The organism is Hylemonella sp. GW821-FHT12C09 (genome assembly GCF_058807395.1).
The window spans coordinates 661,311-674,080 of sequence record NZ_JBXAQQ010000001.1; the positions used below are offsets into that span (position 1 = coordinate 661,311).

At 65.0% G+C, this 12,770-nt stretch carries 10 protein-coding genes; all 10 read right to left on the reverse strand.

The features are described from left to right. Positions 1–15: 15 nt before the first annotated feature. The 10 genes from aspS to AC1RRP_RS03330 all read right to left on the reverse strand — a co-directional run bounded on the left by aspS (position 16) and on the right by AC1RRP_RS03330 (position 12,703). Positions 16–1,830, reverse strand: coding sequence for an aspartate--tRNA ligase (gene aspS, locus AC1RRP_RS03285; RefSeq protein ID WP_493033167.1), 1,815 nt, complete (start codon positions 1,828–1,830; stop codon positions 16–18). 21 nt (positions 1,831–1,851) lie between these two features. After that, positions 1,852–2,502, reverse strand: a complete 651-nt coding sequence (locus AC1RRP_RS03290; RefSeq protein WP_493033169.1) for a DUF502 domain-containing protein — start codon at positions 2,500–2,502, stop codon at positions 1,852–1,854. Between the two features lie 5 nt (positions 2,503–2,507). Next, a complete protein-coding gene (locus tag AC1RRP_RS03295; protein WP_493033171.1) occupies positions 2,508–2,804 on the reverse strand; it encodes an FmdB family zinc ribbon protein in 297 nt (98 codons plus the stop codon). A gap of 149 nt (positions 2,805–2,953) precedes the next feature. Next, the gene (locus AC1RRP_RS03300; RefSeq protein ID WP_493033173.1) at positions 2,954–4,399 is read right to left on the reverse strand and encodes a high affinity choline transporter 1; all 1,446 of its coding nucleotides are present in this window, start codon (positions 4,397–4,399) and stop codon (positions 2,954–2,956) included. 50 nt (positions 4,400–4,449) lie between these two features. Further along, positions 4,450–6,015: a ubiquinone biosynthesis regulatory protein kinase UbiB gene (ubiB, locus tag AC1RRP_RS03305; RefSeq protein ID WP_493033175.1), complete on the reverse strand. Its 1,566-nt coding sequence runs from the start codon at positions 6,013–6,015 to the stop codon at positions 4,450–4,452. Continuing rightward, entirely contained in the window at positions 6,012–6,545 is a 534-nt protein-coding gene (locus AC1RRP_RS03310; protein WP_493033176.1) for a ubiquinone biosynthesis accessory factor UbiJ, read from the reverse strand. Before AC1RRP_RS03310 ends, ubiB begins: the two co-directional genes overlap by 4 nt. A gap of 30 nt (positions 6,546–6,575) precedes the next feature. Further along, positions 6,576–7,538, reverse strand: coding sequence for a Tim44 domain-containing protein (locus tag AC1RRP_RS03315; RefSeq protein WP_493033178.1), 963 nt, complete (start codon positions 7,536–7,538; stop codon positions 6,576–6,578). A 60-nt stretch (positions 7,539–7,598) separates the two neighbouring features. Continuing rightward, on the reverse strand, positions 7,599–8,330 hold the full coding sequence (gene ubiE, locus AC1RRP_RS03320) for a bifunctional demethylmenaquinone methyltransferase/2-methoxy-6-polyprenyl-1,4-benzoquinol methylase UbiE (RefSeq protein ID WP_493033180.1): 732 nt from the start codon (positions 8,328–8,330) through the stop codon (positions 7,599–7,601). Positions 8,331–8,332: 2 nt separating this feature from the next. After that, a complete protein-coding gene (locus tag AC1RRP_RS03325) occupies positions 8,333–8,746 on the reverse strand; it encodes a gamma-butyrobetaine hydroxylase family protein (RefSeq protein ID WP_493033182.1) in 414 nt (137 codons plus the stop codon). A 63-nt stretch (positions 8,747–8,809) separates the two neighbouring features. Beyond that, a complete protein-coding gene (locus tag AC1RRP_RS03330; RefSeq protein ID WP_493033184.1) occupies positions 8,810–12,703 on the reverse strand; it encodes a DUF3683 domain-containing protein in 3,894 nt (1,297 codons plus the stop codon). Between the last annotated feature and the right edge of the window lie 67 nt (positions 12,704–12,770).

Sequence of the window (12,770 nt, forward strand, 5' to 3'; positions counted from 1 at the left end):
CTGCACCAAGGCCCCTCAGGCCACCTTGACGCCGTCCGGGTTGCGCAGGCGGATGTGCAGTTCGCGCAACTGCTTCTCGTCCACCGGGCTCGGGGCCTGGGTCAGCAGGCACTGGGCACGCTGGGTCTTGGGGAAGGCGATCACATCGCGGATGGACTCGGCACCGGTCATCAGCGTGACGATGCGGTCCAGGCCGAAAGCCAGGCCGCCGTGCGGCGGCGCGCCATACTGCAGCGCGTCCAGCAGGAAACCGAACTTCATCTGGGCCTCTTCAGGGGTGATCTTGAGGGCGTCGAACACCTTCTGCTGCACGTCGGCACGGTGGATACGGACCGAGCCGCCCCCCATTTCCCAGCCGTTGAGCACCATGTCGTAGCCCTGCGAGATGCACTTCTCGGGCGCGCTGACCATCCAGTCTTCATGGCCGGCCTTGGGCGCGGTGAAGGGGTGGTGCACGGCGGTGTAGCGCTGGTTTTCCTCGTCGAACTCGAACATGGGGAAGTCCACCACCCACATCGGCGCCCAGCGGGCCTCGAACAGGCCGTTCTTCTTGCCGAATTCGCTGTGGCCGACCTTGAGGCGCAAGGCACCGATGGCGTCATTGACGATCTTGGCCTTGTCGGCACCGAAGAAGATCAGGTCACCATCCTGGGCGCCCGTGCGCTTGAGCACTTCAGCCAGTGCAGCGTCGTGGAGGTTCTTGACGATAGGCGACTGCAGGCCGTCACGCCCCTTGTTCACTTCGTTGACACGGATATAGGCCAGGCCCTTGGCACCGTAGATCTTGACGAACTCGGTATAGGCGTCGATCTCGCCGCGGCTGATGCCGCCGCCTTCGACAGAACCGCCCGGTACACGCAAGGCCACCACACGACCGCCCACCATGTTGGCGGCGCCCGAGAAGACCTTGAAATCCACGTCCTTCATCACATCGGTGAGCTCGGTGAACTGCAGCTTCACGCGCAGGTCGGGCTTGTCGGAGCCGTACAGGTGCATGGCATCCTGGTAGGTCATGACCGGGAACTCGCCCAGGTCAACGCCGATGGTGTTCTTGAACACCGTGGTGATCATGCCCTGGAACATGTCGCGGATGTCCTGCTCGCTCAGGAAGGACGTCTCGATATCGATCTGCGTGAACTCGGGCTGGCGGTCGGCGCGCAGGTCTTCGTCACGGAAGCACTTGGTGATCTGGTAGTAGCGGTCGAAGCCGGCCACCATGAGCAGCTGCTTGAAGAGCTGGGGCGACTGCGGCAGCGCGAAGAACTGGCCGTCGTGCACGCGGCTGGGCACCAAGTAGTCGCGCGCGCCCTCCGGGGTGCTCTTGGTGAGCATGGGGGTCTCGATGTCCACGAAGCCGTTGGCGTCGAGGAACTTGCGCACCTCCATGGCCACCTTGTAGCGCAGCATCAGGTTGTTCTGCATGTAGGGGCGGCGCAGGTCCAGCACGCGGTGCGTGAGGCGCGTGGTCTCGGACAGGTTGTCCTCGTCGAGCTGGAAGGGCGGTGTGACCGAGGGGTTGAGCACGTTCAGCTCATGGCACAGCACTTCGATCTTGCCGCTCTTGAGGCTGTCGTTGGTGGTGCCTTCGGGGCGCGCACGCACCAGGCCCTTGACCTGGATGCAGAACTCGTTGCGCAGGCCCTCTGCGGCCTTGAACATCTCGGCACGGTCCGGATCGCAGACCACCTGCACATAACCTTCGCGGTCGCGCACGTCGACGAAGATCACGCCACCGTGGTCGCGCCGACGGTTGACCCAGCCGCACAAGGTGACGGTTTGGCCCAGCAGGGCCTCGGTCACGAGACCGCAATAGTGGGAACGCATGGCCATTTGGCTTACTCTTTCAGGAACTCAGGGAAGGGTTTGCTGGCCGGGTTCGGCCGGCTGCAGTGGGGTGTGCTTGGCAGCTCCAGGAACGATCACCCCCATGGAAATCACATAGGTCAGCGCCTCGTCGACGTTCATGGCCAGCACGATGCAGTCGCTCTTCTTGACCATCACGAAATAGCCGCCGGTCGGGTTGGGCGTGGTGGGCACGTAGACGCTCAGGTACTCGCCTGGCAAGTGGTTGACCAGGTCGCCACCGGGCGTACCGGTCACGAAACCGATGGTCCACATGCCTTCACGCGGCCACTGCACCAGCACAGCCTGGCGAAAGGCGTTGCCCTTCTCGGAGAACAGGGTGTCCGAGACCTGCTTGACGCCGGAATAGATGGAGCGCACCACCGGGATGCGGTGCAGCAGCGCATGCCACCAGCCGACCAGCTGGTTGCCAATGATGTTGGAAGCCAGGGCACCAATGGCCAGCACCACGGCCAGAGCGAACAGCACACCCAGGCCGGGAATGTGCAGACCCAGCCAGCGGTCCGGTTGCCAGGCCTCGGGCAGGATGCGCAGGGTCTGGTCCAGCGTGGACACCACCCATTCCAGCACCCAGACGGTGATGCCCAGCGGGGCCAGCACCAGCAGGCCCGCGAACAGCCATTTGCGGAATTTGGCCATGGGTTTCAAGCGCAACCGCAGCCCGTGCCACAGCTGTGGCTGGCCGGCGCAGCAGCAGCCGGGGCTTCACTGGTCGGGGCCGCAGCGGCGGTGGAAGTGGCAGCGGCCGCAGGGGTGGCTCCCCCGCGGAAATCAGTGGCGTACCAGCCGCTGCCCTTGAGCTGGAAGCCGGCCGCTGTCACCTGCTTGCGGAACGTGGGTTGGCCGCAGGCCGGGCAGTCGCTCAGGGTCGGGTCGGAGATCTTCTGCAGCACATCCTTGGCGGCACCGCAGGATTCACATTTGTAGGCGTAAATTGGCATGGCTCGAAGGAGGTGGAAGAGGTCAAATCAGGTGAACGCCCTGCACGCACCCCGTCCTGTGACAGGGCAAGCGGCAGGAAACCCTCAATTATAGGCGGCCACCCCGGAATCAAGGCCGGTGCCTGGCCCGGGGGCCGGGGTGCACGCCGCTACTCCAGTCCCGCGAGCTTGTGGTGGCCGGCATGCCGGTTGACGATGGTCTGAGGCCCGAGCGAACCCAGCAGCATGCCCGTCAGCGCCGCCAGCACACCGGCCAGCTGGGCCGGGAAATCCTGGCCCGCCGGGGTGGCCAGGAAAAGCCCCCAGGTCAGCAGGCCCAGCACGATGGAAAACAGCGCGCCCTGGGTCGTCGCCCGCTTCCAGTACAGGCCAAAGGTCAGCGGCACAAAAGCGCCCACGAGGGTCACCTGGTAGGCACCGGACACCATTTCATAGATCGAGGTGCCCTGCATCTTGATCGCATACAGCAGCACCAGGGCGCTGAAGAGCAGCACGGTGATGCGCATGGTCTTCAACTCCTGTTTGTCGCTCATGTGCGGGTTGAACTGGCGCCAGATGTTCTCCACGAAGGTCACACTGGGCGCGAGCAGGGTGGCGGAGGCGCAGGATTTGATGGCCGAGAGCAGCGCGCCAAAAAAGAGCACCTGCATGATGAAGGGCATCTTCTCCATGACCAGGGTGGGCAGCACTTTCTGCGGGTCCTCCTTGATCAAGGCGTCGGCCTGCTCCGGCATGATGATCAGGGCGCTGACCACCAGGAACATGGGCACGAAGGCAAAAAGGATATAGAGCGCGCCGCCGATGATGGCGCCGCGCGAGGCCGACTTCTCGCTGTCAGCGGACATCACGCGCTGGAACACGTCCTGCTGGGGGATGGAGCCCAGCATCATGGTGATGGCCGCGGCGATGAAAAACACCACGTCCTTGAAGCTGGGCTCGGGCAGGAAATTGAACATGTCGCGGCTCACGGCCAGCGCCACCACCTTGTCGGCCCCACCGGCCAGGCCGCCGGCAAACACGGCCAGGACGCTCAGGCCCACGACCAGGATGATCATCTGGATGAAGTCGGTCAGCGCCACCGACCACATGCCCCCGAACAGGGTGTAGGCCAGCACGGAGACCACGCCGATCAACATGCCCAAGGGGATGCTGATGGCGCCGCCTGACAGCAGGTTGAACACCAGGCCCAGGGCCGTGACCTGGGCCGACACCCAGCCCAGATAACTGAGCATGATGATGAGCGAACAGACGATTTCGACGCTGCGGCCATAACGCTCGCGGAAAAAGTCGCTGATAGTCAGCAGGGTCATGCGGTAGAGCCTGGCGGCGAAGAAGATGCCGACCAGGATCAGGCAGGTACCGGCGCCGAAGGGGTCTTCCACCACGCTGCCCAGGCCGCCACCCACGAACTTGGCCGGAATGCCCAGCACCACCTCCGAACCGAACCAGGTGGCGAAGGTGGTGGTGACGATCATGACCAGGGGCAGGCGGCGCCCGGCGATGGCGAAGTCCGCCGAGTTCTTGACCCGCTTGGCAGCCCACAGGCCGATGGCAATGGTCACCAGCAGGTAAACAATGACGAGGGTCAGCAGCACCTTGTATCTCCTTGTACGCGATGGGCCAGGATTATCCCCAGAAGCGGGCCCTAAAACAGCTGAAAGCGGATCACCATCTGGACGATGATCAATCCCAAAGCAAAACCGATGCCTGCGTAGATCAGCGCCTGCAGCAGCCGGTTGGTGCGCCGCTGCTCCATCAGCAGTTCTTCCAGTTCGCGCCGGTTCCCGCCGGCGTTGTGCTTCAGGTAATCGTGCAGCAGGCGCGGCAGGTCGGGCAGCATCTTGGCGTAGCGCGGGGCCTGGTTCTTCAGCTCCTCCAGCAGCCTGCGCGGGCCGATCTGGTCGGCCATCCACTTCTCCAGGAAAGGCTTGGCCGTGCTCCAGAGATCCAGCTCCGGGTCCAGCTCGCGACCCAGTCCCTCGATGTTGAGCAGGGTCTTCTGCAGCAGCACCAGCTGCGGCTGGATCTCGACCTGGAAACGGCGCGAGGTCTGGAACAGTCGCATCAGCACCATGCCCAGCGAGATTTCCTTGAGCGGGCGGTCGAAATACGGCTCGCACACGGAGCGAATGGCAGATTCGAGCTCATCCACCCGCGTACGCTGCGGCACCCAGCCCGACTCGATGTGCAGCTCGGCCACGCGCTTGTAGTCACGGCGGAAGAAGGCCGTGAAGTTCTGCGCCAGGTATTCCTTGTCGTACTCGGTCAGCGTGCCCACGATGCCGAAATCCAGCGAGATGTAGCGCCCGAAGGTGGCCGGGTCGGTGCTGATGAAGATATTGCCCGGGTGCATGTCGGCGTGGAAGAAGCCGTCACGGAACACCTGGGTGAAGAAGATGGTGACACCGTCGCGCGCCAGCTTCTTCATGTCCACGCCGGCCTCGCGCAGGCGCGCGGTCTGGCTGATGGGGATGCCCTTCATGCGCTCCATCACGATGACGTCGTTGTGGCAGTAGTCCCAGAACATCTCGGGGATCAGCACCAGGTCCAGGCCTTCCATGTTGCGGCGCAACTGGGCGGCGCTGGCGGCCTCGCGTACCAGATCCAGTTCGTCGTGCAGGTATTTGTCGAACTCGGCCACCACCTCGCGCGGCTTGAGGCGCTTGCCGTCGGACGACAGGCCCTCGACCCAGCCGGCCATCAGGCGCATCAGGCTCAGGTCCTTCTCGATCGCCGGCAGCATGCCAGGGCGCAACACCTTGACGGCCACCTCGCGTTCACGGCCTTCGCGGTCGATCAGCTTGGCGAAATGCACCTGCGCAATCGAGGCACTGGCCACCGGCTCACGCTCGAATTCGCTGAAGATCTGCGCCACCGGTTTGCGAAAGGCCCGCTCGATCGTCGCCACCGCCACCTCGGAAGGGAAAGGCGGCACGCGGTCCTGCAGCTTGGCCAGTTCGTCGGCCATGTCGGCCGGCAGCAGGTCTCGCCGGGTCGAGAGCACCTGGCCGAACTTGACGAAGATCGGGCCCAGGCGTTCCAGCGCCTCACGCAGGCGCTGGCCACGCGGCGCGTCCAGGTTGCGGCCGATCGAGACGATGCGTGCGATCACGCGCAGCCAGGGCTTCTGGAAGCTGGTCAGGACCAGTCCGTCCAGGCCATAACGCAGCACGATCCAGACGATGTAGCTGCCGCGCAGCAGACGGGTCATGCCTGGCCTCCGCGTCTGGACGTCAGCCACTGGCGCAGGGCGTCCAGGGTACGGCGTGCTGCCTGGGCCAGGCCATGCGCCGGTGCATCGCCGATGATGCGCGCCAGGTCTTCCTCGATGTCCCAGCGCACATGGTCGACCAGCCAGTTGATCTCGGCCGCCAGCTGCACGTCGCCCTCGATACGCACGGCCGGCTTGTCGCCCGCCAGTGCTGCCTGCATCAGGGCCACCGGGGACGCCTCGGTCACGGAGAGCGTCAGGTCGGACGGGGCATCGGCCGCGGCCAGGTCCAGCAGACCGGCCGGCGTGAGCTGCAGCTTGAACTGGAACTCGCGCCAGTGGAACAGCACCACCCGGCCTTTTTGTCGCACCAGCCGATTCATGGCCTCGGGCTCCTGCATCAGCACATGGTTGAGCAGAAGCACGATACGCCGCTGCACTTCCTGCACGGCCCACTCGGGTGGCTGCAGGGTCGTGCCGAGTTTCTGGAAAACGTCTTCCAGCAATGAAAAAGGGGACTGTGTTGCCATAGTCCCCGATTATTGATTGAAAGCGCGCTGTTATTGCAGGGCTTGCACCCCGGCGACCAGCCAGCCGCGGCTGCCATCCCTGGGTTTCACCATGTTCCAGACCTCGCGGAAGGGGCTGGGGCCGGCCTGCGGCGTCTCGCGGATCATGCCGGAGAACTCGACGCTGGCCATGTAACCGTCGCCCAGTTCCTCGATGCCCAGCAGTTGGGCCTGCAGCATCTGCACCTCGGTCAGGTTCACGGCGCCGCCCGTGTGGGCCTCGCGCTCGGCCAGCTGGGCGCTGATCTCGGTCAGCATGTCGTCCGTCATCATGGAGCGCAGGGTGGCCATGTCGGCCTGGTCCCAGGCGGCCTGCAGCAGGATGAAATTGCTCTTGGCGGCCTTGAGGAAGCCGTCGGCGTCAAAACCGGCGGGGACGCTCCAGTTGCTGGACAGGCCAGAGCCGATCACGATGCCGGAGGTGCCGCTCGAACCGTCAAAGGCCGTCTGGCTGCGCTCCCAGGGACGTGCCGAGGCATCGTTACCCACGTTTTCCGGGCGATAGCCGGGTTTGGCGGTCGGAACTTCACCGGCACCAGCCCCCTGGAAAGCATAGGGACTGCGGTCCGTGGCGCCCGGGCGCCGGCTGCGCATGAACCAGCCGAAGGCCATCATGGCCAGCAACACCACCAGGGCGATCAGGATGAACTGACCGAAGGCTTCGCCCAGGCCCAGCGAACTGGCCAGCCAGGCCAGGCCCAGACCGGCAGCCAGGCCACCCAGCATGGCACCCCAGGGCTTCTTCGGAGCAGCGGCAGGTGCCGCGGCCGGCGCCGCGGGTTTGGTCGCCGCCGCATTCTGTGTCGGGGCCGCCGGAGCAGCAGGCGCGGCTTCACGCTGCGTCACATTGCTGGACTGCTTGCCGACCGATTTGCCGCCGCCAAGACGCTTGGCCTCGACGTCCACGGCACCCAGCGCCAGGACCAGGGAAAGGGCCAAAGACCAAAGTTTCATGCTTGCTCCAAAAATACTGTACGTGCCCGCGTATGCCGAACTTAACTCAAATCCGGTACGTCAGCACTTGATTCCAACATGAAGTGCCACCACACCGCCGCTCATGTTGTGAAAATCCACATGCCCGAATCCGGCTTTTTTCATCATGGCCTTGAGCTCTTCCTGGCCCGGATGCATGCGGATGGACTCCGCCAGGTAGCGGTAGCTGTCGGCGTCGCCGGCCACCAGCTTGCCCAGCTGGGGCAGGATCTTGAAGGAATACCAGTCGTAGGCCTTGGCCAGGGGCGGCGCCACTTTCGAAAACTCCAGCACCAGCAACTTGCCGCCGGGCTTGAGCACGCGGCACATCTCGGCCAGGGCTTGGTCCTTGTGCGTCATGTTGCGCAGGCCGAAGGCCACGCTGACCAAGTCGAAATGGCGGTCCGGGAAAGGCAGCTTCTCGGCGTCGCAGACTACGGTGGGCAGGACCACGCCGGCGTCGATCAGGCGATCACGACCCACGCGCAGCATGGCTTCGTTGATGTCGGTGTGCACCACCTGGCCGGTCTTGCCGACTTTCTTGGCAAAAGCCAGGGCCAGATCGCCGGTGCCGCCGGCGATGTCGAGCGCGCGGTCGCCCTCCTTCAGGTTGGCCACCGTGACGGTATAGGCCTTCCAGACGCGGTGCAGGCCGGCGGACATGAGGTCGTTCATGACGTCGTATTTCGACGCCACCGAATCGAATACACCGCGCACGCGGCGGGCCTTCTCGGCCTCGTCGACCGTCTCGAATCCGAAATGGGTGCTGCTCATGGTCAGTGGCTGCCGCAGGCGTGGCCGGCTTTTTCGGGCATGGGCGCGTCGCGGTCCACGCCGGCTGCTTTCAGGCGGGCCTCGTAGTCGGCCCAGAGCTGATCCTGCTGCGAACCCAGGAAATAGAGGTAATCCCAGGAAAAGATGCCGCTGTCGTGGCCATCCGAGAACGCAGGCTGCACGGCGTAGTTGCCCACCGGCTCCAGCCCCGCCAGCTCCACCTCGCGTTTGCCGGTCTGCAGCACCTCCTGGCCCGGGCCGTGGCCCTGCACCTCGGCCGAGGGCGAATAGACGCGCATCAGCTCGAAGGGGATGCGGAAGGTCTTGCCATCGGAAAAGGCTATTTCCAGCACCCGCGACTTGCTATGCACCGTCAGATCCTGCGGCGTCGGCGCGCCGGTTTGCAAACCTGCCATGGAACTCACCTCGTCTGTTATCAGCGGATTATCCCCAGACTGGCGGCACAGCCGCCAGCAGGGTCATACCAGCACGCGCTCGATGCCGCCAGCATTGGCCGAGGCCACGTACTGCGGCATCCAGTCCTCACCCAGGATCTGGCGCGCCATCTCGACCACGATGTAGTCGGCCTCCAGCAGGCCGTTGCTCAGGTCGTTGCCGTAGCGGGTCAGGCCCTGCAGGCAGCTCGGGCAACTGGTCAGGATCTTGACGTTGTCCTTCGCCCCCACCAGGCCGGCCTCGCGCAGCTCGGTCTCGCCCTTGCGAATCTCCTCTTCCTTGCGGAAGCGCACCTGGGTCGAGACATCGGGCCGGCTCACGCCCAAGGTACCGGACTCGCCGCAGCAGCGGTCGCTCTTGAGCACGTTGTCCTTCGAGTCCCCGGCCAGCAGCGTGCGCACCGTCTTCATCGAGTCGCCCAGCTTCATGGGGTTGTGGCAAGGCTCGTGGTACAGGTAGCCGCCCTGGGCGCCGCTGAGCTTGATGCCCTTTTCCAGCAGGAACTCGTGGATGTCGATGATGCGGCAGCCCGGGAAGATCTCCTCGAACTTGTAACCCTGCAGCTGGTCGTAGCAGGTGCCGCAACTGACCACCACGGTCTTGATGTCCAGGTAGTTCAGGGTGTTGGCGACACGGTGGAAGAGCACCCGGTTGTCGGTGATCATCTTCTCGGCCTTGTCGAACTGACCGCTGCCGCGCTGGGGGTAGCCGCAGCACAGGTAACCCGGCGGCAGCACCGTCTGCACACCGGCATGCCAGAGCATGGCCTGGGTGGCCAGGCCGACCTGGCTGAACAGGCGCTCGGAGCCACAGCCCGGGAAATAGAACACCGCCTCGGTCTCGGCCGTGGTGGCCTGCGGGTCGCGGATGATGGGGACGTAGTCGGCGTCCTCGATGTCCAGCAGGGCACGCGCCGTCTTCTTGGGCAGGCCACCGGGCATCTTCTTGTTGATGAAGTGGATCACCTGCTCCTTGATGGGCGCGGGGCCCACCGTGGCCGGCGGCCGGGCGGTCTGCTTCTTCGCCACCACCCGCAGCAGCTGGTTGGCCAGACGCTGGGCCTTGAAGCCCACGCCGACCATGGCCGTGCGCATCAGTTTGATGGTCTCGGGGTTGGTGGCATTGAGGAAGAACATGGCCGCCGCATTGCCCGGGCGCCAGGTCTTCTGCCCCATCTTGCGCAGCAGGTTGCGCATATTCATCGACACGTCGCCGAAGTCGATCTTCACCGGACAGGGCGAGAGGCATTTGTGGCAGACCGTGCAATGGTCGGCCACGTCCTCGAACTCCTGCCAGTGCTTGATGGAAACACCGCGGCGGGTCTGCTCCTCGTAGAGGAAGGCCTCGACCAGCAGCGAGGTCGCCAGGATCTTGTTACGCGGGCTGTAGAGCAGGTTGGCGCGCGGCACGTGGGTGGAGCACACGGGCTTGCACTTGCCGCAGCGCAGGCAGTCCTTGACGCTGTCGGCGATGGCGCCGATGTCGCTCTGCTGCATGATCAGCGACTCATGGCCCATGAGACCGAAGCTGGGCGTGTACGCGTTGGTCAGGTCGGCCGGATGGGCACTCTCGCGCAGCAGCTTGCCGCGGTTGAAGCGACCCTCGGGGTCGATGCGTTGTTTGTAATCCGCAAAGGGCTGGAGTTCGGCGTCGCTCAGGAATTCGAGCTTGGTGATGCCGATACCGTGCTCGCCCGAGATCACGCCGTCGAGCGAGCGCGCCAGCGCCATGATGCGCTTGACCGCACCATGCGCGGCCTGCAGCATCTCGTAGTCATCGCTGTTGACGGGGATGTTGGTGTGCACATTGCCATCACCGGCGTGCATGTGCAGCGCCACCCAGACCCGGCCCTTGAGCACGCGCTGCTGGATGGCATTGCATTCGGCCAGCATGGGCTCGAAGGCGCGGCCGGTGAAGATGTCCTCCAGCGGTGTACGGATCTGGGTCTTCCAGCTGGCGCGCAAGGAATGGTCCTGCAGCTGGGGGAACAACCCGTCCACCCGGTCCAGCCAGTCCTGCCACTGGGCGCGCACCGTGCGCACCAGCTCGCGGGCCTGGGTCACGCGTTCTTCCATCAGCTCAACCGACGGCGCCTCGTTGGCATCGTCCGGCTTGCCGATCGTGAGCAAATGGGTGAGGCTGCCCTCGCCGAAGAAGTGCTCCAGCTCGTCGGCCAGCTTGATCTTGTTGCGCAACGAGAGTTCGATGTTGATGCGCTCGATGCCGTCGGTGTACTCGGCCATGCGCGGCAGCGGGATCACCACGTCCTCATTGATCTTGAAGGCGTTGGTGTGTTTGCTGATCGCGGCCGTGCGCTTGCGGTCCAGCCAGAACTTCTTGCGGGCCTCGGCGCTGATGGCAATGAAACCCTCGCCGCTGCGCGAATTGGCAATGCGCACCACCTCGCTGGTGGCACGGGCCACGGCGTCGGTATCGTCACCCACGATGTCGCCGATCAGCACCATCTTGGGCAGGCCACCACGCTTGCTCTTGGTGGCATAACCCACGGCCTTCAGGTAACGGTCGTCCAGGTGCTCCAGGCCGGCCAGCAGCACACCGCTGCGCTTCTGCTCGGCGAACATGAAGTCCTTGATCTCGACGATGCTGGGCACCGCGTCGCGCGCGTGGCCGAAGAATTCCAGGCAGACCGTGCGGGTGTGCGCCGGCATGCGGTGCACCACCCAGCGCGCGCTGGTGATCAGGCCGTCGCAGCCCTCCTTCTGCACGCCGGGCAGGCCGGAGAGGAACTTGTCGGTCACATCCTTGCCCAGGCCTTCCTTGCGGAAACTCGGGCCCGGGATGTCCAGGCGCTCGGTCTTCACCAGCTTCTTGCCGTCGGCCTCGAAGTACTTGAGCTCGAAGCTGGCGACGTCGGCGTCGTGGATCTTGCCCAGGTTGTGATTCAGGCGCGTGACTTCCAGCCAGCCCGCGTCGGGCGTGACCATGCGCCAGCTCGCCAGGTTGTCCAGCGCCGTGCCCCAGAGCACGGCCTTCTTGCCGCCGGCATTCATGGCGATGTTGCCGCCCACGCAGGACGCCTCGGCCGAGGTCGGGTCCACGGCAAACACAAAACCGGCGCGCTCGGCCGCGTCGGCCACCCGCTGGGTGACCACACCGGCCTCGGTCCAGAGGGTGGGCACGGGCTTGTCCAGACCGGGCAGCTGCAGCATCTCGACCTCGGTCATGGCCTCGAGCTTCTCGGTGTTGATGACCGCGCTCTTCCAGCTCAGGGGCACCGCGCCGCCGGTGTAGCCGGTGCCACCGCCGCGCGGGATGATGGTCAGGCCCAGCTCGATGCAGCCCTTGACCAGGCGCGCCATCTCGGCCTCGCTGTCGGGGGTCAGTACGACGAAGGGGTACTCGACGCGCCAGTCGGTGGCGTCGGTCACGTGCGAGACGCGCGACAGGCCGTCGAACTTGACGTTGTCCTTGGCGGTCAGGCGGCTGAGCGCGCGCTGGGCCTTGCGGCGCAGGGCAGCGATCTTCTGGAAAGAGGCATCAAAGGCCTCGACGGCGCGGCTGGCCACCTCCAGCAATTCGCCCACCAGCGCATCGCGCTGCGGGTCGGCCTGCGGCGTGCGGCGCTTCTGCACTTCGCCCAGTCGGTGGTGCAGGGCCTCGACCAGCAGCACCCGGCGCTTGGGGTTGTCCAGCAGGTCGTCCTGCAGATAGGGGTTGCGCTGCACCACCCAGATGTCGCCCAGCACCTCGTAGAGCATGCGGGCCGATCGGCCGGTGCGGCGCTCCTCGCGCAGCTGGTTCAGTACCTCCCAGGCGCGTGCGCCGAGCAGGCGGATCACGATCTCGCGGTCGGAGAAGGAGGTGTAGTTGTAGGGGATTTCGCGGATGCGCTCGTGGCCGTGCGGCGCAGGGCCGGCTGCATCCACGAATTGATCTAGCGGAGTCGGTGCGTTCATGGGAGATCCGGAATTTCAGCCAGAACGGAGCCACCGGCTGAGGCGAGATGTTACCGCAGTGCAACAT